The 24,045-nt window shown below is 37.7% G+C and carries 16 protein-coding genes and 1 pseudogene; 6 read left to right on the forward strand and 11 right to left on the reverse strand.

Going from position 1 to position 24,045, the window contains the following annotated elements:
- Positions 1-45 precede the first annotated feature (45 nt).
- The 7 genes from VJJ03_RS10665 to panC all read right to left on the reverse strand — a co-directional run bounded on the left by VJJ03_RS10665 (position 46) and on the right by panC (position 8,879).
- Positions 46-1,320 (reverse strand): polysaccharide deacetylase family protein, encoded by a 1,275-nt coding sequence (locus tag VJJ03_RS10665; protein ID WP_323975541.1) that lies wholly within the window; start codon positions 1,318-1,320, stop codon positions 46-48.
- A gap of 105 nt (positions 1,321-1,425) precedes the next feature.
- Positions 1,426-2,115, reverse strand: a complete 690-nt coding sequence (locus VJJ03_RS10670; protein ID WP_009401230.1) for an HmuY family protein — start codon at positions 2,113-2,115, stop codon at positions 1,426-1,428.
- Between the two features lie 12 nt (positions 2,116-2,127).
- Positions 2,128-4,461 carry a TonB-dependent receptor gene (locus VJJ03_RS10675; protein WP_323975543.1) on the reverse strand — a complete coding sequence of 778 codons (2,334 nt, stop codon included), beginning with the start codon at positions 4,459-4,461 and terminating at the stop codon, positions 2,128-2,130.
- Between the two features lie 16 nt (positions 4,462-4,477).
- Positions 4,478-5,638: a DUF4903 family protein gene (locus tag VJJ03_RS10680; RefSeq protein WP_040358112.1), complete on the reverse strand. Its 1,161-nt coding sequence runs from the start codon at positions 5,636-5,638 to the stop codon at positions 4,478-4,480.
- A gap of 19 nt (positions 5,639-5,657) precedes the next feature.
- Positions 5,658-7,064, reverse strand: coding sequence for a leucine-rich repeat domain-containing protein (locus VJJ03_RS10685; RefSeq protein WP_323975546.1), 1,407 nt, complete (start codon positions 7,062-7,064; stop codon positions 5,658-5,660).
- Positions 7,065-7,245: 181 nt separating this feature from the next.
- A complete protein-coding gene (locus tag VJJ03_RS10690) occupies positions 7,246-8,031 on the reverse strand; it encodes a TrmH family RNA methyltransferase (RefSeq protein ID WP_009401226.1) in 786 nt (261 codons plus the stop codon).
- A gap of 2 nt (positions 8,032-8,033) precedes the next feature.
- Positions 8,034-8,879, reverse strand: coding sequence for a pantoate--beta-alanine ligase (gene panC, locus VJJ03_RS10695; RefSeq protein WP_009401225.1), 846 nt, complete (start codon positions 8,877-8,879; stop codon positions 8,034-8,036).
- A gap of 100 nt (positions 8,880-8,979) precedes the next feature.
- Between panC and VJJ03_RS10700 the strand changes: the two genes are divergently transcribed.
- Complete coding sequence (locus VJJ03_RS10700; protein ID WP_323975549.1) at positions 8,980-9,780, forward strand: glycogen/starch synthase; 801 nt, start codon at positions 8,980-8,982, stop codon at positions 9,778-9,780.
- Positions 9,781-9,799: 19 nt separating this feature from the next.
- Here the strand turns inward: VJJ03_RS10700 and sppA are convergent, their stop codons facing one another.
- The 3 genes from sppA to VJJ03_RS10715 form a co-directional block, all read right to left on the reverse strand.
- Positions 9,800-11,587 (reverse strand): signal peptide peptidase SppA, encoded by a 1,788-nt coding sequence (sppA, locus tag VJJ03_RS10705; protein WP_323975552.1) that lies wholly within the window; start codon positions 11,585-11,587, stop codon positions 9,800-9,802.
- A gap of 13 nt (positions 11,588-11,600) precedes the next feature.
- A complete protein-coding gene (locus VJJ03_RS10710; protein WP_323975554.1) occupies positions 11,601-12,926 on the reverse strand; it encodes an anaerobic C4-dicarboxylate transporter in 1,326 nt (441 codons plus the stop codon).
- 98 nt (positions 12,927-13,024) lie between these two features.
- Entirely contained in the window at positions 13,025-14,182 is a 1,158-nt protein-coding gene (locus VJJ03_RS10715; RefSeq protein ID WP_323975556.1) for a 5-(carboxyamino)imidazole ribonucleotide synthase, read from the reverse strand.
- Positions 14,183-14,737: 555 nt separating this feature from the next.
- Here VJJ03_RS10715 and VJJ03_RS10720 point away from each other — a divergent pair.
- The 3 genes and pseudogenes from VJJ03_RS10720 (at position 14,738) to VJJ03_RS10730 (ending at position 18,699) form a co-directional block, all read left to right on the forward strand.
- The gene (locus VJJ03_RS10720; RefSeq protein WP_009401220.1) at positions 14,738-15,634 is read left to right on the forward strand and encodes a YitT family protein; all 897 of its coding nucleotides are present in this window, start codon (positions 14,738-14,740) and stop codon (positions 15,632-15,634) included.
- A gap of 237 nt (positions 15,635-15,871) precedes the next feature.
- On the forward strand, positions 15,872-17,407 hold the full coding sequence (locus VJJ03_RS10725; RefSeq protein ID WP_323975558.1) for a thiol-activated cytolysin family protein: 1,536 nt from the start codon (positions 15,872-15,874) through the stop codon (positions 17,405-17,407).
- Between the two features lie 126 nt (positions 17,408-17,533).
- A pseudogene (locus VJJ03_RS10730) lies at positions 17,534-18,699 on the forward strand (DUF2062 domain-containing protein).
- Positions 18,700-18,768: 69 nt separating this feature from the next.
- Here VJJ03_RS10730 and VJJ03_RS10735 read toward each other — a convergent pair.
- Positions 18,769-19,305, reverse strand: a complete 537-nt coding sequence (locus VJJ03_RS10735; RefSeq protein WP_009401216.1) for a PAS domain-containing protein — start codon at positions 19,303-19,305, stop codon at positions 18,769-18,771.
- 278 nt (positions 19,306-19,583) lie between these two features.
- Between VJJ03_RS10735 and nhaD the strand changes: the two genes are divergently transcribed.
- Both nhaD and VJJ03_RS10745 read left to right on the forward strand, forming a co-directional pair.
- A complete protein-coding gene (gene nhaD / locus VJJ03_RS10740) occupies positions 19,584-20,909 on the forward strand; it encodes a sodium:proton antiporter NhaD (protein ID WP_009401215.1) in 1,326 nt (441 codons plus the stop codon).
- Positions 20,910-20,998: 89 nt separating this feature from the next.
- Positions 20,999-24,045: hypothetical protein (locus tag VJJ03_RS10745; protein WP_323975560.1), on the forward strand; the 3,047-nt coding region annotated here is incomplete at its 3' end.

Consider the following 24,045-nt stretch of genomic DNA (forward strand, 5'->3'; position numbering starts at 1 on the left):
TAGGGTTATGTAAGTGTTTGATAATTATAAATGTAGATTATTGTATCAGTATTCTTGTATGGTTTTATATATGGAAAAACGATTGGGAGCCTTAGAAAGATATTCAGGGGAAAAAATAGAAACAAAATTTCCACCAAGTTCTTGGGTTTGTTGCTTTATTTTCTCTATTTTATAGAACATCTCTTTAGGACATTGTTTGTCTATCTGTTGCCAATGGAGTACACAGGTATGTACCAATATAGGAATCTGTACTTCCAATCGTATATCATAGAAAATATAAGGGGTACAGGTACCTGAACGAAAACCAAGATGTGTAGGGTAACACATAGTATAATCCTCCTTGAATTCTGAGTCAGCTAAGTTACGGTAAAGTTCAGGTAGGGGGAGTAGGTTATTATTGGAACGAAAACGACGTACAGGACGGTTGATGATATTAATCATGCGTTCTCGTTCTTTAGAAAGAATTTCCTGATGGAAAATAGCATCATAAGAGCCTAATACAGAGACGATAGCGTAGTCAGCAACATGTTTTATAAGATATTTATATTTTACATTATTGTAGGAAAGTCCTTGATCATAGTAATTATAGTCACCTAAAAGGAAAAAGAAAGTAGGATGTAGTTTCTTTTCTTCAAAATAAGCGATGAGTGCTTCATAGAAATCGTAAGGGTCTTTTCTCTTGCCTATTACAATCCTAATAAGTTGGCGTAAGGGCGTCCATTGTAAGGTAAAAAAGTAAGCAATTCCTCTTAAGAGTGTACGTAAGATTCCTTTATGCTTGTATTTGAAAGCCTTGGCGACTTCTATGACGGAGATAGTAGCTCCTTCACCAGATGCAAATTCAAGGTTAGGATATTTCTCTTGCAGAGCTTTCTTGAGACGGCTCACCCATATATCTACAATGGGAATCTCTAAGAAATGGTATTGATAACCTATACTATTTGTAGCTGTAAAAGGCTGTGTTGGGTTCTTTTCATGATGCAGATATTCCTCATAACGTGTAAGTAAAAAGAAAGAAGCTGAAAGGATGTCAAAGGGCAGCGAACCCTTTTTGGTAGCAAAGAAATAAGGGATACCTTCCCATTCTTCCATTAAAAGTTCTATAGGTTGGACACCTTTTTGAAAAAGTAATCCAAAATTCTTGATGAAGAATTCACTTCCAATAGGTGATTTAGCATAGGAAAGTTTACTCTCGTCGGATTTAACGAAAGTCTCTAAATCGGTGGTAATTTCTATAGAGAGCCCCAGCATATTTATAAAGATATGCTCACAGATGTACATAAAACGGGGGCTTTTCTTTTCAGTGTAAATGAGTAACATATCAGTATATTTGGGCAAAGGTACGGAAAAACTTTTATAACGTACTTGGAAACAACTGATAAAGTTTTCGTAAAAAAGGGTTGTCTTTTTTAATTAATTTTAAAATTAGTGCAATTCCTCGCAGTAATAGCTGATACGTCCACCACTATCACCTATCTCGATGCTTTCATCATACCAACTAACGATTTGCAACTTGAAATAGTGAGTCCCATCAGCGGTACGTATGATATAAGTATGAAATGAAGGTTCGTAGGAGGGAGGTGGACCTGAGAATACTAAAGCCTTGTTCAATAATGGATTAGCAGTAGTGGTCGTTTGCTGAGGACCTCGATTAGGATCAAACCATGGAATACCTGTGATATTATTGGCAACCGTATAGCTCACCCACTCACGCCGAGACATGGTAATAGATATGTTATTAGTATCCACTACCCATTCTATATCGTGGGGTATTTGTGAGACACTCTTCCAGCGATCGTACCCTTGGAAGCCCATATCGGCTACCCCTCCATGTCCATTGCCACTGGTGCCACTATTGGTGCGCAGTTTGTTACCACAGAAAGCTAAATCCCAGTCCAAACGATTTTTCTGTCCTCCTTCTATGATGTCGGCATTCACTTGGTAGGCATTAAATACCTCGCCTGTACGTAAGTTGTAGTATATCCAGTCGTTGGTAACCTCATTGATATATCCTGAACGGCGTGGTAACACCTTTCCTGTAAAAGGTAGTGCATCATATTTTACACAACTGACCGAAAGGGTGCTTATGAGAATGTAAAAAAGTATCTTTTTCATAGCTAAATCATCTTAAAAATCAATCTCTACCTGTGCAAACCATCTGCGGCCAGCTGTAGCAGGAATATTGAACATAGTAACCCCCGAACCTAAGGTGGAAGGCACATAGTTAAAAACATTATTAATCCCAATATTCAGCTTGTAGTGCTTGAGGAAATGCTGTTGTACATTGAAGTTAAATAAGGCATAAGCAGGCAATTCGCAGCGGAAATAGGCTTCTTTGCTCACGGGGCGCACACGAGTTCCTCCGCCTGAGGGTACTTGTTCTTGTATGGTGATACGGTCTTGTACATCAAATATCTTCTTACCCATCATACTCATTGTCAGTCCTGCCGATACATCATAATCATCGCGGTACCACTTGTATTCGAGTCCTGCGGTAGCAGCATGAGGCGAGGTAGTATTGACTTGCAGTCCGTCGGTTTTACTTACATTTACATACGAATAAGAAGCATTGAGCGTTAAGGCAGGAAGTATCTTCCAGCGGGTAAGCAGGTCAAAGCCCAATAAACGTTGATTCGAGAGATTGGTATATTCAAAATTGTACTGAAACTCATATATCTTCCAAACCCCCTCTATCTTGTCATAGAACTGATTGACAAAGGCATTGCCCGATATAAAGAAATTAGGTACGGCATATTCTGCTCCGAGAGAGAAATAGTGGTTTTTTTCGGGTTGTAACATCTCATTGCCTATGATCTGGAACATTCCCAAGTGATCCCAATTGAAAAATAGCTCTTTGATAGAAGGCGAGCGGTAACCCTTGGCATAGTTGAGTCGGTAGGAAAGTGCTTCGGAGGAAGCGTATTTTATCGCTACTTTAGGTAGTGCCATGAGTCCAAATTGTAGGCTATAATTGGTACGCAAGCCCGCTTCCACTTGCCATTGTGGGGTAATGGAATAAGTATCTTGGAAGAAGAACTCCCATTCCTTGAGCCCACGAGTGAGCATACGATGCGAAGCAAAGCGGTCGCTGGTAAGGTCGTCCTGAAAATAGTCTATCCCCAGAATCAGATCATGCTTTTTAAAATATTGGGAAGTAAGCGTAAGGCGTGGCTGCATAATCTTGGAGTCATACACCTTCTTATGCTCATCACGACGCTCATGACGCTTATAACGCTCATAGAAATCGGTATGGAAAGTCCCATGTAGGGTCAAGAAATTTTTCCATTGGTAAGAGAACTTCGCTCCTCCTGTAAAATCCTTTGTTTGTGAGAAATACAAGTCTTTTACCATATCGTATGAGTTCATCAGAAAGCCCGTTCCATAGAGTTGCAGGCTAAAATTCTTGGTTTCAAAATAGAGTTTTTGAGAGGCTGACACGTGTTCTACCCCCTCTATACCCATAGGTGGACGCAAAAAGGTAGCCTGTACTATCGTATCTTTAGGGAGGAATGGATTTGCCTCACGGGTATATACCTTACGGTCAGGTTCTTTTTGGTAGAGATAATAAGCATCTTGGCTACTAAACCACACATCGGTTTGGGTGGTGAATTTTCCTATTTTGGATCCTGCGGATACCCACGATTGTAGGTTGGGTTTATCGGCATTTTTCTCAAACATATAGAGGAAATCACGTGGTTGAGGGTTGTGGTAATTACGCTCGTTCATCTCGGCATGACGCGAACCTACCGTAATACTCAGAGGCTTGTCTGTTTTCTTGGTAATGATGTTAATCACTGCCCCTGCTGCGCGTGAACCATAGAGGGTAGAGGAGGCTCCTTTCATTACCTCGATACGCTCCACGGCATGGAGATTAAAGCGTTCGTAATCCAGATTTCCTGCCATTTCGCCTGTCATACGCTCTCCATCTACCAAAAAAAGAATATGGCGTGCATCAAGTCCCTGCATACTTATCTCGTTGCCAAAACCTACTTTTTGAATATTCATACCCGGGGTTTCCTGCATTAGGGCTTGCTGGATATTGCTATAGCCTGCTTCTACGAGCTGCTTTCCTGTGATCACTTGCACCACGGTAGGAGTTTCTTTAATGGGACGTAGGGGAGTGGTTGCTTTGGCTGTAATAGTGGTGGCTGTAAGAGCTGTGGTCTCTTGGGAGAGGTATATGGTAACGTCCTTTTGCTTAGAGAGTGTTCCCTTCTTAGCCTTGTAACCCAATGACTGTATCTGGTAGTATAGGGTGCCGTCCTTGTGCTTTTTCAGTAGTGCCACCCCTTTATCATCGGCCACACTGTGTTGCAGTTTATCATTATAGGTAGGTTCTGTATAGCTCACTACGGCAGCTACAATAGGCTCACGAGTGCTTTCATCAAGCACCCGTAGCCGTATTTGTTGTCCATAGCTTCCTCCACAAAAGAGAAGGAATAGGCATATTAGATATCTCATTTTCTGGGAAAAAGAATTATAAATCATCATAGCCCCCCTCTATAGGAATAATAGGAGAGGTGATATATAATCCCAGTTCTTTATTGATATAAGCCAAGCGAATAGAAGCACCGTTTTTCTTCAAGCGGGTAATGATGCGTATCTCTCCCTTATCAGAGGTTTTTAGCTGTTGGGTACCTTCCGCATTCCAAAGGGTAGTGGTTACATTCACCGCTTTGAATTTGGTAAAGAGATAATGAGAGAAAGTCTCTCCCTCTATTCCTGCTTTTTGGTATAATTCCTGTTCGGTTTTAGTGGTAGGATAAGCAAAACGAGCCAATGCCTCAAAGGAAATCTGCATATTATTAGCTGCTACAGCGGTTTTAGGTAGGGTGATTCGCATACGCTTAGTAACATTGGTATATTCAGTACCTCCTTTCCATTGGAAATGTATAGGCAAATCCACCTGAGTGGTTTTTCCTTCGTAGGTAAGAGTAGAGGATAGAGTTCTGCTTTCACCGAGAAATTCTACCGTATATTGGTAAGTCTTGCCGCGTAGCTGCTCATCACCATGGTCTAACTTCCATTCGGCGAGTGCTTCTTCGTAGGCGTCATATTCCTCATCAAAATTCTTTAGGCGAGCGGTATCTATCTTTTGGCGGAAGACATGACCTACTACATTCATCATATTGTAGTTAATAGAGATCTCAATTTCCTGTGTATTGACATTGTAGAAGCCTACCAAGATTACTGCCCCATCTGGCTTAGGCTTGGCAGGGTCATCGTCCTTTAGGTAGGGGGTTACCTCTCCCTTATCGTCAAAGAGCTTTATCCAGCCTGCTTCAGGATATTCGTTCTTCTCCCAAGAGGAGAGTTCCATCAGGGTAGCATTGGCGGTCATTCCAATAGCAAAAGGCATAGAACCAGGTTGTATCTTGACGATTTGGATTTCCATTTTTTTCTCTACTTCCTTCCAGCGGAATCGAAATTTGGTAGGCACTCCTCCAGGGAGGCGGCTCTTATCCACCCCCGCCATCTTAACATCCTGTCCTAATATAACTGTATTGTTCAGCTGCTGGATTACCTTAGCAGTTCTGTTGTCTTCTTGTTTAATCTCTTGGTGTTGTTCTTCTTTTTTACAAGAAAAAACTCCTATAGCAAAGGAAGCTATACATATAAGGGATATTATTTTTTTCATTATAAGGTATTTAAAAAGGTTAGTTTTCATCTTGGTTTTCTTGAGCTCGTACCCAGTCATAATTTTCTAGATCATACTCATTAAGTTCTCCTCTATCAGGAGTTATTTTCCCGTTATACTTTTGGATAAAGGCTTTGGTTTCTGCCCTTTCATAGATCTCTTGAGTGATGGCAAAGTTGAGTTCTCCATTCTCATCATCTCTTTCTCCATTATTTGTAAAATAAGCTATCTGGGTAGGATAGGTAATTTTAGCTATAGGCAAAGCGCTTAAGGTAAGTGTATTAATAACCTGTAGTTTGCTCATATCAAAGTCTTGTAACTTAGGAAGTGCTATCAAGGAAATTGCATATACTCCTATAGGTTTTTTCCCCTTGCTTAGCTCAGGTAAGGTTACCTTTTCCAAAGCAGGGCAATCTCCCAAATGGAGGATATCCCCTCCAAATAATCCTGAGAAAATACTTTTCTCTCCCCTTTGTAGGAATACCTTGCTATGGGAAAGGTCTATTTGCTTAATAGCTTTGTTATGTGAAAGCATTAATATTTTGAGATTTTCTGCTTGAGAGAGATCTAAAGCAGGTGTATTTACCCATTTGAGAGAGACCCCTTCAGTGTATTGTCGTATTTTTAAGTAAGGCAAAGTAGCTTCCTTTTCTTTGGACATTTCTATTTGGACGTTTCCTGCATAGTGAGGGTGGTTGATGATGTATTCCAGCCCGTCTAACTTCATAATCTTACTTTTATCGATCTCCAATCCTGTAGGGTCATGGTGAGATTGTTCTATAACAATAGGAGTGGATAGCTCGGCAGTACGTAATGGTTTGCTGATATCTATCTTATCTCCTATCATGAGACTGGGGAAAAGTCTCTTGAACAACTCAAGCAGGGTAGGATCGGGCACTTCGCGTAGGGTGGTATATTTCTTTAGAGAACCGTCCTTAGTAGCTATTTGAATATCCGCTTTAGCAGCAGTTTTTGAATAAGCAGGGAGGCTCTCCATATCATATTGGGCAGTTACCGGAAGGATAAGTTTTCGCAAAGGACGAAAGTTCTTAAACTCATAGATAGAGTTACCACTTAGGTCTACCTGCTGGATATTCTCTGGAAGCAAGGAGAAGTCAAAGACCTTTCCTAAAGCATTATTGGAGAGATTCACCTCTTGCAAATTCTTGAAGATAGTGATTCCTGCCACGCTTTTAAGTCCTGCTCCTGAGAGGTCAAGAGAAGTGAGGTTCCACAACTTATCATCAATTACGATGGCATTCCCCTCAAAGGAGAATCCCTTTGCCTTGAGTGCTGTGGTAAGTTCTGGATTGTCTAAGGGAAAAGCCTTTCCATACAAGGAGATGTCATCTTTCTTACATGCTCCTAAAGTCATTAGTATTACAACAAGCAATACTATTGTTACTCGGTGAAGATATCTTTTCATAAGGATGTCTTTAAAGAAATAAATTTTTAATTAGAATAAATAAACAATTTATAAGCGAGCGCAAAGATACAAATTTATTTAGAATAAAAACAAATAAAAAGTAGATAAAATTATAAACTGTCAGAAGAAAGAGTTAGTTATAATAATATAAGAGGCTATCCTTTTCGGACAGCCTCTTATATTATTTCCTTTGTCGTACCGCTTCAAAAATAAGTACAGCAGCACTGGTTGATACATTCATGGAGTCAATTTTTCCTCGCATTGGGATAATGATATTCTTAGAAGAGGCTGAGAGCCACTGGGGGGATAAGCCAACATCTTCTGTACCTACTACGATAGCTGTGCGTCCTCTGTAGGATACACTGTCATAAGGGACTGATGCTGATAGAGCTGCGCAGTAAATAGTAAAATTTTCCTTCTGTAAGAAGGAAAGAATCTCCTTAGTACTTGCTGTGGCTATGGGCACTGTAAAGAGAGTCCCTACACTGGAGCGAATTACATTAGGATTATATAGGTCTGTCTTAGGGTTGGCAATACAAACAGCATCCACTCCTGCAGCGTCGGCAGTACGTAATAGTGCTCCTATATTACCCGGTTTCTCAGGAGCCTCTGCTATGAGTATGAGTGGATTCTCCTTATGAAAAGTAAGTTCTGAAAGGAAATGATCTTTAGTTTGAGCAAGTGCTAAGATTCCCTCAGTGGAGGAACGGTAGGAGAGTTTTTGATAAATCTCCATAGAAATTTCTGTTAATTTCTCTCCAGCAAACTGTTTTTCTACTTCTTCTTGTGAAAGGATAGCCGAACAAAAGAACAGTTGTTTTATCAGATAACCTGCCTCTATAGCAAGGGTGAGTTCTCGCCTTCCTTCTATAAGGAATTCCCGTTGTTCTCTTCGTAACTTAGATTTCTGAGTAAGGGAGTATAGGTGTTTTATGAGAGGGTTTTGGAAACTGGTAATCTGTTGCATGGTTATAGAGCCAAATTGTCAATCAGGCGTACACCTTCTATATATACTGCAATGAAAGCGCGGTATGGAGTGTGCTCCTTTTTTTCATAGGTTTGTTGTAATGTATTTTCATCCACAATAAGAAAATATTCTACCTCAAATTCAGGTTTCTTAGCGAACTGTTCCTTAACAAATATTTCCAGATCAGGGAAAGAGTCAGTTGTAAAGTGTTCTTTTACCTCTTGTAGCACTTTGTATATAAAGGAAGCTTTCTCTCTTCCCTCAGCAGAGAGTCGTTGGTTACGGGAACTCATGGCAAGCCCACTTGCTTCACGTATAATAGGGCAAGGGACAAGGGTTACGGGGAGCTTTTTCTGGCTGACCATGCTTTTGATAATAAGAATTTGTTGGTAATCTTTCTCTCCAAAGTAGGCACGAGTGGGGTGAACTAAGCGGAAGAGTTTTTCTACAATAGTGGCAACGCCCTGAAAATGCCCTGGACGAAAAGCGCCTTCCATTACCTTATCTAAACCTTGAAAATCATAATTTCCTGAAGTAGGGGCACCTTCATACATCTCAGAGATAGCAGGTGCGAAAATAGCGATATTATCCGAAAGGGTTTGGATGGTAGCTATATCTTTTTCTAAGTTGCGAGGATACTTTTCCAAATCCTCTGTATTGTTGAATTGGGTAGGGTTTACGAATATACTTACCACAACTTGGTCATTATCTTCTATGGCTTTTTTGATCAAGGACAGATGACCTTGATGTAAGGCGCCCATAGTGGGAACTAAGCCAACAGATTTTTTTTCTTGATTGAAAGAATTCAAGAAGTGCTGTAACTCTAATTTATTGTTAAAAATTTTCATATTTTTATGATTTTGAACTATGAAATTGAATAAATATGTAAATAATTTGAATTTTTTTTGTAACTTTGTACCGAAATAGTTATAGAATAATAATATACCTATGAAAAATAAAAAGATTCTCTATGTTTCTTCAGAGGTATTACCTTATCAAGCAGAAACAGAAGTTTCAAAAATTGCATTTGATTTAGCAAGAGCCCTCAATACTACGGGAGGACAATTACGAATATTTACTCCTCGTTATGGGGATATTAATGAACGTCGCCATCAGCTTCATGAGGTGATTCGCCTCTCTGGAATGAACTTAGTTATTAATGATATAGATATGCCTTTGATTATTAAAGTAGCTTCTATCCAGAAGGAGCGTATGCAAGTGTATTTCATTGATAATGATGAATATTTTAAGCTGGAGGATACCTTTGATACTGAAGGGAAACTCTATGCTGATAATGATGAGCGTTGCATTTTCTTTGCAAAAGGAATTATAGAAACTGTTAAAAAACTTAATTGGACACCTGACCTTATACATGTACAAGGTTGGTTGGGAGCTTTGTTACCCCTATACTTACGTACTACTTATGCAGAAGAGGCTATCTTTTCTCATACCAAAATAATTACTAGTTTTTTAAGATCTCCTTTTGAAGGAACTCTTAGCAAGCAACTTCTTTCTAAAATGGCTTTTGATGAAATCACTCAAAAAGAAGCTCCAGAACTTTTAGAACCTAATAGCATGAATTTTATAAAAATAGCTTCTCGCTATTCTGATGCTATCACTACTATTAAAGGAGTTTTACCTAAAGATGCTCTTTCCTATATTACTTCCTTGGAAAAACCTTTCCTATTGGAAGAAGCAGAAATTCTCCAGAAAACTTATCCTCAGTTTTACAGAGAACTTCTGCGCTAAAGTATAGAATTTTCTTTCATTACTTTACCTTGATCTCATACGGTACCCTTGCTTGTAAGAAAGAATGAGGATATCGTGTGGAATAGTTTATCCGTTGGAGTTGGTCATAGGTATCTTCCCCTATTTCTTCACGTAATAGGGATCTAAGTTCTGCTCTGGTGGAGGCTTGGAACTGTTTCTTAAAGAATTCACTAAAGTCCACTTCTATTATAGGATAAGCAATAAGGCTATAATTACCGCTTGAAAGATTCTTCTCCTTGACTACATAGTCAATAACATCATTTAAGGAACCTATTTGGTCAATAAGTCCATGCTTTAAAGCATCAGCACCTGTCCATACACGTCCTTGAGCTAAGGAATCTACTTTTTCCCAAGTCATTTTACGACCATCTGCTACTCGTTGTACAAATTTTTTATAGAAACGTTCTATGCCTTCAGTAATTACTTCACGTGTTTTTTCAGGGGTCTTTTCTAAAAGACTATAAGTAAGAGCATGAGGGTGTGTTTCTACTTGTTGGCTATGAATGCCTATTTTATCAGCTAATTCTTTAGCATTAGGGATAAGACCAAATACCCCTATAGAGCCTGTCAAGGTTTCCTTATCAGCAAAAATGCGATTGGAATTACATGCTATATAGTAACCTCCCGATGCTGCCCAATTACCCATAGAGGTATATACAGGTTTTACTTTTTGAGTGAGTGCAATTTCCCGATGAATAAGTTCTGAGGCTAATCCACTTCCACCTGGTGAATTTATCCTTAGTATGATAGCTTTAATGTTTTTATCCTCGCGAGCATCCCTTAAGGATTCTATGATAGTTTCATTACCAATTTTTTCTCGCTGGGATTTTCCCTCTATAATTTCTCCATCGCAGAAGATAATAGCAATTTTATCCTTCTTTGCTTTTTTAGGAGCTTCTTTTAGGGTCTCAAGGGAAACATTTTGTGCATATTCTTCAATAGGGATAAGGTGAAGGTCTTCTATTTTTTCACTTTTAGTAACCTTACAAAGACTATTTTCAAATTCATCATGGAAAGCAATCTTATCTACCAAATGATGCTTTAGCGCAAGTTCAGGAGTGCGTCCCCATAGGCTGTCTGCAATTTGGTTAAGATCACTAAGAGAAAAACCTCTACTTTGTACTACCTCATTGGCATAACTTTGCCATAAGGAATGCAAATAGGCACTTATTTGTTCTCTGTTGGCTTCACTCATAGTGTTCTCTAAGAAAGGCTCTACAGCGCTCTTGTACTTACCATGGCGGAATATTTCCATGTGTATACCTGTTTTTTCCTGCAAATCCTTATAGTATAACACCTCTGCACTAAGCCCCTGTATCTCCACACTGCCCAATGTTCCTAAAAAGAGAGAGTCAGCAACACTATGGAGAAAATAATCATACTGGGAAATAGATTCTCCAAAAGCATAGACAAACTTTCCAGTAGTTTTGAAATCGGCTACTGCTTTACGAATATCTGCCAGATGTGTCTTCCCTGTGATTCCTTCAGTGGATCCCAGTATAATTCCCTTAATATGCTTATCTGTCTTGGCATACTTAATAGCTCTGAGAATTGCTGTAAGTGTATTTTCTTCAGTTATCTCATAATTGAAATTTTTAATGTATATTGGCTGGCTGTATTCATATATAGGCTTTTTGAAATCCAAACTCAATATGGAATTCTCCTTAGTACTCTCTTTTTTTGGAGAGAAAGCAGATCCCATTCCAATAAAAGCAAGAAGTATAAGGCATATTGAAATAAAAAAACCAATAATTACAGCTAATATTGTTTTGAGAAAATTTACCATAAATGAATGATCATTACATGAACATAATAATTGCATAACCTACCACAATCGCTACAATAGTGGCGACAAAGCCAGGAATTTGGAAAGAGTGGTTTAGTACATACTTCCCAATATGAGTGGTACCAGTACGGTCAAAGTTAATAGCTGCTACTACAGTAGGGTAGTTAGGGATAAAGAAATATCCATTGACTGCAGGAAACATTGCCACTAAAGCAAGGGGAGAAATACCTAAAGCAATACCTAAAGGATATAATGTGCGTACGGTTGCTGCTTGACTGAATAGGAAGATGGACATCACAAAAAGTGCCACAGCGAAGAGGAATGGATATTGAGTTACAATCTCAGCTATGTGTGTCTTGAAGAACTCAATGTTTCCATTAAAGTAGGTGTCTCCCATCCATGCAATCCCAAAAATAGCAATAACCGCTTGCATTCCCGCAATAAATACAGATCCTTTTACAGCTTTATTAATATCTGCTTTGGAGAAAATAAGCATAAGTCCTGCGGTGGACATCATTACAATTTCAATAGTTTGAGTCATACCAAGTTGTACCATCTTACCATCTATTTCAAATGATGGGCGCAAGGCATCTACAGAACCGAAAAGAACGATAGAGAGCACTCCAATGAGAAAGATAATTACAGAGGTTTTTGCTTTTTTAAGGTCTGCTTCTGAAGGTTTAGGTTTATCTTGTTCTTCTTTGCTGATAAGCCCTTCCTTAAGGCGACGAAGATATTCAGGGTCTTTTTCCAAAGGAACTCCTATGAAATTCACTGCAATAGCACCAACAATCACTCCAATAAGTGTAGAGGGGATACATACCATAAGGATATTTCCCAAGGTAATTCCCTTATCTCCTAAAAGTTCAGCTGAGAGAAGGGCAGCAGTAGCTGCGGATATAGGACTTGCTGTAATAGCTTGTTGGGAAGCGATTACAGAAATAGAGAGTGGACGCTCAGGGCGTACCTTGCTGTCGGTAGCAATTTCTGAAATGATAGGTAACAAGGAGTAAGCAATGTGCCCTGTACCAGAGAATAAAGTGAAGAAATAGCATACTACAGGAGCAAGAAAAGTAATCATAGCAGGATTTTTCCTAAGGATTTTCTCGGCAACTTTTACCAAATAATCCAACCCTCCTGCTGCCTGTAGGGTAGCTGCTGCGGTGATAACCGCTACGATGATGAGCATTACATCAATAGGAGGGTTACCTGGCTTAAGCCCAAAGCCAAAAACCAAAATTCCCAATCCAATCATACCGAAGATACCCAGACCGATACCTCCTACCCTTGCTCCTACAAAAATAGCTGCAAGGACAATTAATAATTCAATGTAAATCATAGCAATAATCTAAGTTTAACGTTGTTGTTTTTAAAGGCACAAAGATACGAATTTAATGATTAATGACTCATGATTAAAGGATAATTTTTGATAAAAATTTATTTTTTAGCAATTACTCTGATGGTTTCCTTCACTTTTTGGGCAATAATACGTGCTATCTCTATATTAGGGTGTACTATAGTAATATGTCCCATTTTTCTAAAAGGACGTGTTTGCCGCTTACCATAGATATGAGGGGTAACCCCTTCCAGTGCTAGGACTTCTTCTATATGCTTATAGAGTACATCTCCTGTATAACCTTCTTCTCCTACTAAGTTGACCATGACACCAGCTACTTTGCTTTTAGGACTTCCTAAAGGCAAATTCAAAATAGCTCTAAGATGCTGTTCAAATTGGTTCGTATAACTTGCTTCAATAGAATAATGTCCAGAATTGTGTGGACGAGGAGCTACCTCGTTGACCCATATTTCTCCTGTTTGGGTGAGGAATAGCTCTACTGCCAATAGCCCTATACTCTCAAAGGATTGAGCTACTTGTAAGGCTATCTTTTGAGCTCGCTCGCTGATTGTCTGAGGAATACGTGCCGGACAGAGAACATATTCTACTTGGTTAGCTTCAGGGTGAAACTCCATTTCTACCACAGGGTAAGTAACGGTTTCCCCTTTAGCATTACGAGCTACTATTACTGCAAGTTCTTTTGCTATTGAGGCATATTCTTCTGCGATACAGTCCCCTTGAGGAAGTGAAGCTAAGTCCTTATCATTACGAACTATTTTTACTCCATTACCATCATAACCAAATCGGGTACTTTTCCATACAAAAGGATAGCTCCATTTTCCTTGTATAAGGGATTCATTTAAGAGAGTAGGAGAGGAGAAATATTCAAAGGGAGCCGTAGGAATATTGTGTTTCTTATAAAAATCTTTTTGTAAGCCTTTATCTTGTATAGTGCGTAGACTCTTAGGGGTAGGGTATACAGTAACGCCTTCTTTCTCTAACTGTTCTAGAGCATCTACATTTACATTTTCTATCTCAAAGGTAAGAAGATTTACTTTTTTACCAAACTGATACACAGTATCATAATTCAATAAATCTCCTTGTTCAAACCGTTGACAGCCAAAGCGTGCCGGAGCGTCTGCACTTGGGTCAAGCACTGCAGTGCGAATATCGTACTTAAGGGTCTCAGCAAGGAGCATCTTTCCTAACTGTCCACCTCCAAGTATACCTAAGGTAAAGTCTGTAGAAAAATAGGTCATTTTAAATTATTTGACAAAAGTTATAATTAATGAGAGTCCTTACACTCTGTAAAAAGATTCTCCAATATGTTTGCAAAAATACGAATTTATTTATTTTTCTATTGCTTTTTGACTAACTGTGTGTAATATTTTTTAAAGGATTAAGATAGAAAATATTTAAAAAGCTAATGTTTTCATTGTTAAACTTTAAAAAGAATATTCATCCAAGAAGAGATCAAGCACAGAGATATTTAAGATTATTCTTAAGATAATATTAATAAAGAGCTAATAATTAATAAAAGGAAATAAATTATTTAATTAGGAGGAAGTAAAAATGCTTAATATCGCTTGCTGAATTCTACATGTATTGAGTGATAAATGATAGTTTTTATTTTTGAAAAGTATCATATTGCGAAAATAGATTTATTTATAAATAATCTTTATTTCTAATAATCAAGAGAATTATATAAAAAAGAATTAGAAAAGAGTGCTAAAATATAAATTAAAATTGTGCTGAAAATACTTTTTTTATGCTAAAAAATCGTATTTTTGTGCTCTGTTAAGAAATTATACACTATGAATAAGAAACGTAATACAATGGAGTATTTGAAATCTTTTTATATAAAAGATTACCTAATAATGGCGCTTGCCATTTTTATTTATACTATTGGGCTTACGGGATTTATTATGCCCAACCAAGTAGTGTCAGGGGGGCTAGCGGGAGCTGCTCTTTTATTGAATTATGCCACAGGAATTAATGTATCCAGTACGATTTTCGTAGTGAATGTATTACTTCTGATAGTAGCCTTCCGTCCTTTGGGAAAGAAATTTGTTATCAATACCATTATAGGGGCGGGAATGCTTACTGTTGGAGTAAGGTTAGGAGAGGTGTACTTAAAACCTTATTTTTTAGCCAACCCACCTGTGCATGATCCATTTATTGCTATTGTGTTGGGGGGTATCTTTATGGGAGTCGCTTTAGGAATGGTATATTCTGTTAATGGAAGTACAGGAGGAGTGGATATTATTGGCTTTTTGGTTACCAAGTATTTTAAAATACGAATCTCTCGTATTCTCCTATATGTGGATGTACTTATTGTATTATCTTCTATCTTTATATTGAAAGGGTATACGATAGAAAAAATGGTTTTAGGGCTTATCTTACTTCCGGTGATGTATCAGGCGGTAGATGTGATTATGAATGGAGCCAAGCAAGCCATACAGGTTATTATTCTCTCAAAGAAATATGAGGAGATAGCCACCCATATTAATACTGAGCTTAAGCGAGGTTGTACAGTGGTTGATGGTATAGGTTGGTATACCAAAAACTCTCAAAAAGTAATCATTGTCTTTGCCCGTCGTGGAGAAGGAACTGCTATTTTTCGTTTGATTAATAGTATAGACCCTGATGCCTTTGTTACTCGTGCTAATGTGGAAGCCGTTTATGGAAAAGGTTTTGAAAAATTTAACTAACAAAAAAATTTAACTAACAAACTAATATATTTTTTGTATTAGATTTTTGCTATATATTGGAAATTATTTAATTTCTATAAGTAAAGAAAAATTCCTGTAAAGGTTAATGATTTTGTGCTGAGGAAATATTAATGTTGTGTGATAAGAATACATCTATTGTTTATTTACTTTAGTTTTTTAAGCAATAAACAGGGAAATAAATTTAATACATTCTTAGTAATTTATAAAACATACTATATGAAATTATTAAATTTGCATTCTTTGAAAAACATGACATTGTTTTTCTCTGCTATGGCTCTCTTTTCATGCAAAAAAGAAGATGCCAATGAATCAAACAGAACGGCTTTAAATGCAGCGCAATTAGACAGTTATGTAGCGCAGCTTCCTTCTGTAAAACAGCGTGCTCCTTTCTCTGAGAGATTAGCCTCCCAGCAAGCACCTAAAACAGCTTCTCTTTTCGGAGCCCCAATGATGAGTGTGGCAGCTACTCATTACTATGAACAAGCTAAAGAGTATGAGAATCAATTGCTTTTTACCGAAAATGATGAAGTTTTTTATCCAGGAGCTTTGGTAAAATCAAAAACAGTGGTTGATGGGTCTTATTCTCCTATTATTGTACCACGAAAACCTATTACTATTTCAGTTTCATTAACAGGGGACTCTCCTAGGGTTACTGTTGAGAATCCCTCTCTGTCTACAATGCGTGCAGCGATTAGTGAACTGTTAAATAAGAACTTCAATGCACCACCTGCCAATATGACTTATAATAGCTATGAAGTACATGATGAGCAGCATTTGAAATTGGCATTAGGTGCAAGTTACTCTGGTGCTGTAAATACAGTGAAAGGAAGTACTAATTTCAAATATGATAAAGAAAAAACAAGATATATTGTCAAAATTGAACAGGTATTCTATACAGTAGATATAGATCTTCCTAAAAAAGCCTCTGATTTCTTTAATGATAATTTTGATTATAGAACCCAGTTTGGAGCAGAAAAGCCTGTTTATATCTCTTCTATCAAATATGGGCGAGTATTATTACTCGGTATAGAGTCCACTCTTAGTAAGATTGACTTAGAAGCTAAAATAAATGCCTCTATTCTAAGTGGTAAGTTCACTGCGGAAGCTGAGACAGCTTATAATGAGTTGAAAAAAAGTGCTACCATCACAGGACGTGTTTTTGGAGGAAATGCTAAATTGGCAGGGAAAACTATTGGGGATTTCGCTTCAATACGTACCTTCTTAGAAGAAGGAGCTACTTTTGGAAAAGAAAATCTCGGTGTACCGCTTTCCTATCGTTTAAGAGAGTTAGGTACTAATGAGACTTTTAAAACGGTGATTTACTCTAAATATCTAAAAAATGATGCTTCTTCTATTGATGATAAAACATTAGATTTTGATTTGGTTATTAAGCGAGGAGAATTAAGAGATGCTTTAGGAAAAGAGTTGTCTACAGAGTATTACACTATTGAAAGATGGAATCCTAAGAGTTCTGAACAACCTAATCCTAGGAAAGATTATTATGATAATTCAGGAAAAATTACCAAGAAAATCATTTCTTTTGAGAAGGGAGAAAAAATCTTTATCAATGTAAAAATAAAACATGGTAAAACACTTTCTTTTAAACTTCCTTCCTTTGAAGAGTTGGTAAGAGCAGCCCAAAGTAGTAAAGAAACAAATATGTACAATTTGGAAAAAGGTACTGGACATGCTATTAAAGATATAAATAACAATAGTTTAACTATTGGTATTTACAATCAGAAAATAAAGTAGATTCTTAGTAAAAAACTTTATTAATTATATGTATTTTTTAAGAGAACTATCCGTTTTTACGATAGTTCTCTTAATATTATCTCTCTCTTTCGGACAAAAACTTTATCTTTGCCAAAAAATGACTGAATGAACAAAGAGGTTTCACATAAAATAGAACATCTACATATCTGTGTACTTATCCCTACCTATGACAATGCCAAGACATTGGCAGATGTATTGGAAAGGGTACTTGAGTATACCTCTCATGTATGGATAATCAATGATGGATCTACGGATGATACGGCTGTAATTTTATCCCAATATCCTTCTGTTCAGATAATAACCTTTCCTAAGAATACAGGCAAGGGGAATGCCTTGAGGATAGGTTTTCAGGAGCTTCGTTCAAGGGGATATACTTATGCACTTACTATAGATTCTGATGGGCAACATTTTCCTGAAGATATACCCGCTTTTGTACAGGCTTTGGAAAGGGAAAAAATGCCTGTGTTATTGGTAGGAAGTCGTAATATGTCTGGGGATACCATACCTAAGAAAAGTAGCTTTGGACGTAGATTCTCTAATTTTTGGTTCCGTTTGGAAACAGGAGTAAGTCTTTCCGATACACAGTCTGGATATAGGCTTTACCCTCTTATGGAGATTCCTAAAAGATATTTTACTGGGAAATTTGAATTTGAGATAGAAATATTAGTGCGCACCTCTTGGCGAGGGATTGCAATAAAGGATGTGCCTATACGTGTATTATATGATCCTAAAGAGCGTGTATCTCATTTTCGCCCAATAAAAGACTTTATTCGTATCAGTATACTGAATACTTTCTTGGTGCTTATTGCTTTCTTATATATAAAACCACGTGATTTCTTTCGAGGTCTAAAAAAAAAAGTTTTATCCGATTTCTCAAGGAAGATCTCTTAGAGAGTAATGTCTCTGATAGTAATAAGGCTTATTCGGTTGCCTTAGGAGTCTTTTTTGGGATAGCTCCTTTCTGGGGATTTCAAACCGTTCTCACCCTTGCTTTTGCGGTATTTTTTAGGCTGAACAAATCTCTTGCTTTTCTCTGTTCCAATGTGAGTATTCCTCCCATGATTCCTATAATTGTACTGACTTCTCTTAAGATTGGAAGCCTCTTCACAGGAGGAAAGATGCTCCCTCCCAAAGGAGAGATTACCCAAGAATTTATTAAGGAAAACCTTATTCAATACCTTATTGGGAGTTTCCTTTTAGCCAGTATTGCAGCTGGGTTATTAGGGATAGGAGTGTATCTACTTTTGAAAATAAAAGGTAAAGAGGTATAAGTAAATAAAAAACCATCCTCAACGGATGGCTTCTTAACAAAAATAATATATGCGCAGTAACTAATAACCTTATTTGAATTCTAAAATAGCATTTTCTATAAAGTCAATATAATCAAAATAACCATTTTCTTTCAGAAAATTAACTAAGTATGCCCCACTGGCTTCCATGCCTCCTACAGCTTCCACTTGGAGGAGCTTAGCATAGAGAGGAGCTATGTATTTCTGAACACTTTGCGTAGGTACGGAGGTACGACGGGCGAGATAGTTTACTATTTTCCCTTGAGCATCTTTGAATATATCAAAATCTGTTACCACCCAATAATATTCCCCTGATTTAGCAAGATTCTTAGCTACAGCGTGGAAATTAATGCCTTGTTGTATATTATCCCATAGTACTTTGAAAATAATACGGGGCATATCCGGATGGCGAATAATATTGTGAGGAGAGCCTAAAAGTTCTTCTTCAGTATAACCACATACATTACAAAATACCTGATTTACATAGTCTATAACCCCGGCGGCATCAGTACGACTCATAATAGTTTTGGACTTATCCCAATCCACTTCCTTATCAATAGGAGTAGGGTACTTAAAGTTTGGTATCATACTCTGAGGGAATTAAAGTAATATTAATATTTATTTCCTCGCAAAGGTACATATTTTTTTTAGAATAGAAAAGAAAATGATAATATTTTTAATAAGATGGACTGTTAAATTTATAAATTAATAGTTTAGGAAATAGCAGATGGAATGGAAAATGTCAAGGAATAATGGGTTCCTTAAAAAGTTATCAACAATGTGTGAAAAATAACTATAATAAAATTGGGTTTTTTAATAAAAAATTTATAACTTGCGCCCGCAAAATATAATGAAAGAAAAGTACTATGGATTTACTCATTGTAGCAGTGTTTTTTATTGGTTATCTGTTTATTACAGTAGAACACCAAGTGAAAATTGATAAGACTATTTCCGCTCTTGGAATGGCAGTTATTTGTTGGACTATCCTTAAAACGGCGGATTTACCCGTTTTTGAGATTGAAGATGGATTAAAACCTCTTGCAGATAATTATGGAGGAGATAATCATCAAGCCATTGATAATTTGCTACTCCATCACTTAGGAAAGGTGGCAGAAATTCTCTTTTTCCTTATTGGTGCCATGACTATTGTTGAGATTATAGATATGCATCGTGGTTTTGAAATTATTAAGAAGATGGTCAAAACTCGCAAAAAGAAAAAGTTACTTTGGGTATTGGGAATTGTATCCTTTTTCCTTTCTTCCTTGATAGATAATCTTACCACTATTATAATAATGATAACCATCCTACGTAAGCTCGTACCTTTCCGTGAGGAACGTATCTGGTATGCCTCTCTGCTTATTATTGCTGCTAATGCGGGGGGAGCGTGGTCACCTATCGGGGATGTAACCACTACCATGCTGTGGATGGCTAATAAGGTAACTGCTTCAAGGCTTATTGACTATGTAGTGCTTCCGGCAGTTTTCTGTTTTGTGGTTCCTTTCCTTATAGCTTCTTTCATGCCTATTTTCAAGGGTCGCTTGGAAATTCCTCAGATGGACAAAACACAGGCTTACAAAAGTAGTACGCCTATCCTTATTATAGGGGTATTGGCTATTATCTTTGTGCCTATCTTCAAATCCATATTTCATCTACCCCCTTACTTGGGAATGTTATTCTCTTTAGCAACGGTATGGTTTTTCTCTGAACTTTTGAAGCCTAATAGTGAACTTAGTGAGGAAGCAAAACCTTCTTTCTCCGTACATAGAGCGTTAGGGCGTATAGAACATTCCAGTATTCTATTTTTCTTAGGAATTCTTTTAGCAGTAGCGGCCTTGGAGTCTATAGGCTCTTTATTCCATTTTGCTGGTTGGTTGGATTCTGTAGTACCTAATAAGAATATAGTAGTCATGATCTTAGGATTTGGCTCTGCTGTAATAGATAATGTTCCTTTGGTAGCCGCAGCTATTGGTATGTTTCAAGAGCCTTTGGATGCTTCTCTATGGCATTTTATAGCCTTCTCTGCAGGAACAGGAGGCAGTTTGCTTATTATAGGATCTGCTGCTGGAGTGGCAGCTATGGGAATGGAAAAAATTGACTTTTTCTGGTATGTAAAACATATTTCTTGGCTTGCTCTCTTAGGATTTCTTGCAGGTTGTGGTTCATTGATTGCTGTGGAAACATTCTTCCGCTAAGAGTGAAGAAATGATAATATGAAAAAACTTTTGGATAGAAATTAATTAACAATTATAAGATTATGATAATGAATAAATCCAATAAAATTATGAAAGTGCATCACCTATTATATTTGATAATATGGATGCTCGTACCTCTGTTAGGTAAGGCACAAGCTACCCCTCCTCCATATAGTACGAGTGTTCAGAACACAGTATGTGGGGGTACAGTGAAAGTGGATTGGAGTGCTGCTGTAGCCGCTAAAGGAGTTGCTTATGTGGCTGACTGGTGGGCAGAGTTGTATGATAATAGTGGTGCTAATAAACAATCCCAGCAGGCATTTGATAGTGCAGGAAAGGCAGAATTCAAGAATCTTTCCTCAGGCACCTATAAGGTAAAACTTGTTAGGAAGGATGGTACTATGACCCATCCTACAGTAGTTACCCAAGCGGTAGTCTCCACCTATAGGCGCTTTGTGGTGGATGCAATAGCACAGACAGCAGCTGAAAGAGCTACTGGTGAATGTACTGCTGATGGAAAAGTTACTGTTAAGATTAAGGATGGTGCGGGTCCCTTCATAGTAAAACTCTATGAAGTAGGGCAGACTGCGGTTGCAGTTACTTCAGCCCCTACTAATAAAACAGGCAATGAGACAAATGTTCTCCTTACAGGACTCAAGCCTAATACTAAGTATGAAGTAGAAATCACTGACCAAGTAGGAGGAGGAAGTTGTTCTATTACAGAAAATAGAAGTAGTGGAAGGAGTTTTACTACTTTAGGTGCTTCAGGATCTTTCCTTCATAATGTAACAATGGAAACATCACGTCCTCTTAAATCTACAGAAACTCAAGGAGAAAGAGGACTTGTAAAAATAGAAATTAATAATGCCTCTGCAGGAGCGGGTCCTTTTAGTGTAAAAGTAGTGAATAAAACTACAGGTGAGGTGATTATTGCCTCACAAAGTATTAATAAAAGTGGTGCTACAGGGACAACCTCAAAGGTTATAGAACCAGATGGAGGCAAGAAGCTTGAAGCTAATAAAACTTATCAGATTACTGTAACGGACGGTAGTTGTACAGCAGTAAGAACAGAAAATGTAAAATATACATATTCTGCAGAGCAACTTCGTATGCACTTAGTGCCTTCTTGTAGTGATTGTAATGAATTCAATATCGCTTTAGAAGTAATTTATCAACATAGTACTAATAAGGAATGGTATTATCCTTATTTGCTTACTATGAAAGTTACTCGTGGAGGAGTTCCTGTTGCAGGATTTCCTAAAGAGTTCACTAGTGTAGAAGCTATAAAAACACCTTCAGCAACAGAGGGATCACATCATATTTATGGGAATAGAGAGTTTCGTTATTGGAATTGGAAAAGACCTTTTTTACATACAGATATATCAGAGAAATTAAAAGTAGGAGATGTGATTGAGCTCTCTTATAAGGATGGGGATGGAAAAACCAAGCAGCTTACCCACACTGTAGAAGCTCTCAAGGCTGATATGCCATTAACACAAGTGAAGTTGGAATCTACCAGTGCAACAACTCCCTGTACTAAAAGACTTATATTTGAAACGCGATTTCAATATAATGCCTCTTCCTCTTGGCTTGTTACCTATAATGCTTTTTGCAATGTAGCGGGAATAAAAGCCAGAACAAATCAGTCAGGAACTTGGTCACCTTATACAGAGGATCCTCTGTACCCCAATAAACTGTTTAAGTATTATGATGGAGTGGATGAGAATATACACAGGATAAGAGTTAACTCTCTTTCAGGAACTCAATATAAGGTGGAATATGCGGAAGCTACAGCAACTCTTGATGGGACATCTCCTAATAGTTGTAAGCATTATCTTTCCAAAGACCTTAAATCATCTATACCCAATAGTCTTTTGGATGGGATTCTTGTGAGAAAATCAGATGATCCTCGTTGGATATTACAGGTAGCGGATAGAGGATCGAATATAATTTTTGGTGCTGATGACCCGAATAGATCAGGCTTGGTCAATTATATTACGGAGACCAATCACTTGAAAGTAAAAATTGAGCGAGAAGATGGTAAATCAGAAGTAATTCTGAACTCTACAGGTCCATGGAACTTAGCAGGTACTTACAAGGTGAAATTTCCTTTTGAGAAGGAATTCTATCCTTCTATGAATGAAGGAGTTAATCACGTTTATGTAATATCGGACTTACCTACAGGAAAGTATAAGATCACAATGCGAGATGGATGTGGAGCTACTCGTGTTGTCAATATTGATATGAGTACTCCTTTAGAGAGTGCTTATTATGATCTTAAGTATGAAGTAAAGACGGATTGTAGTAAGAATGGACAGGATAGTCGTGGGGAAGTAACATTTACAGGGATCCATGGAAAGTATAATGTATCTCCTTTTAATTATATGTTTGTTTTTAAGGATACTGCTGCAGATCCATCAACAAGTACTGAACCTTTGTATAAGCGAACATCATTAACGGGTATTAATGGATCATATATTGCTAAAGAATTAGATGAAGTAGCCAATCCTGATGCTTCAAAAAGGAGTGTAACAGGGAAGATAGGGAATCTTCCTCCAGGAAATTATATTTTGGGGATTAATCCTACATGGCGATTTTGGTATACGGCTATAGATAAGCCTGAAGACAAAGGGTATACCTATGGGTATAAGCCCAATATGCGTGGAAGAAGATGTTTAGGAGATACTATGTTCTATCAGTCTTTTACCATCACTAATTATACAGAAATAACTCCAATAGTAGGGATAGGCATGTGTGATCCTTCCAATCCAAGTACAGGGATTGTGAAGGTGGAATTACCTTCGGGAGCCTCTCCTCAGTTTCCTATTACTTATACCTTATATAAGGTAGTGGGAGGGGTACGTACGGTTGTGATGAAAGCAGGAGTACCTGTAAAGAAAACGATCACTACCAGACCAGCGAATATGGAGGATGCAAATGCTTTATTCAGTGATATAGAGAAATTAGGAGCAGGTGAAGGTTATGAGGTGAAGTTTGAGTCAGGTTGTTTTGATAAATGGATTCCTGTACCGGATTTTGGGTCATTAGCATCTCCGACGGTGCGTTCTAGTTCAGCGACGCAGTGTGCGGGGAGGTCATTGACATTGAGTGTAGATTTACCGGCGAGTTTGTATGA

Origin of the sequence: Capnocytophaga sp. G2, assembly GCF_035282625.1 — a bacterium.
Classification (GTDB): domain Bacteria; phylum Bacteroidota; class Bacteroidia; order Flavobacteriales; family Flavobacteriaceae; genus Capnocytophaga.

Excerpts from the sequence above, each read along its gene's own strand:
- VJJ03_RS10710 (WP_323975554.1), bottom strand. The coding sequence starts at position 12,926 with ATGATTTACATTGAATTATTAATTGTCCTTGCAGCTATTTTTGTAGGA.
- VJJ03_RS10720 (WP_009401220.1), top strand. The coding sequence starts at position 14,738 with ATGAATAAGAAACGTAATACAATGGAGTATTTGAAATCTTTTTATATA.
- panC (WP_009401225.1), bottom strand. The coding sequence starts at position 8,879 with ATGAAAATTTTTAACAATAAATTAGAGTTACAGCACTTCTTGAATTCT.
- VJJ03_RS10685 (WP_323975546.1), bottom strand. The coding sequence starts at position 7,064 with ATGAAAAGATATCTTCACCGAGTAACAATAGTATTGCTTGTTGTAATA.
- VJJ03_RS10690 (WP_009401226.1), bottom strand. The coding sequence starts at position 8,031 with ATGCAACAGATTACCAGTTTCCAAAACCCTCTCATAAAACACCTATAC.
- VJJ03_RS10735 (WP_009401216.1), bottom strand. The coding sequence starts at position 19,305 with ATGATACCAAACTTTAAGTACCCTACTCCTATTGATAAGGAAGTGGAT.
- VJJ03_RS10715 (WP_323975556.1), bottom strand. The coding sequence starts at position 14,182 with ATGACCTATTTTTCTACAGACTTTACCTTAGGTATACTTGGAGGTGGA.
- nhaD (WP_009401215.1), top strand. The coding sequence starts at position 19,584 with ATGGATTTACTCATTGTAGCAGTGTTTTTTATTGGTTATCTGTTTATT.
- VJJ03_RS10725 (WP_323975558.1), top strand. The coding sequence starts at position 15,872 with ATGAAATTATTAAATTTGCATTCTTTGAAAAACATGACATTGTTTTTC.
- VJJ03_RS10675 (WP_323975543.1), bottom strand. The coding sequence starts at position 4,461 with ATGAGATATCTAATATGCCTATTCCTTCTCTTTTGTGGAGGAAGCTAT.
- VJJ03_RS10670 (WP_009401230.1), bottom strand. The coding sequence starts at position 2,115 with ATGAAAAAGATACTTTTTTACATTCTCATAAGCACCCTTTCGGTCAGT.
- VJJ03_RS10700 (WP_323975549.1), top strand. The coding sequence starts at position 8,980 with ATGAAAAATAAAAAGATTCTCTATGTTTCTTCAGAGGTATTACCTTAT.
- VJJ03_RS10665 (WP_323975541.1), bottom strand. The coding sequence starts at position 1,320 with ATGTTACTCATTTACACTGAAAAGAAAAGCCCCCGTTTTATGTACATC.
- sppA (WP_323975552.1), bottom strand. The coding sequence starts at position 11,587 with ATGGTAAATTTTCTCAAAACAATATTAGCTGTAATTATTGGTTTTTTT.
- VJJ03_RS10680 (WP_040358112.1), bottom strand. The coding sequence starts at position 5,638 with ATGAAAAAAATAATATCCCTTATATGTATAGCTTCCTTTGCTATAGGA.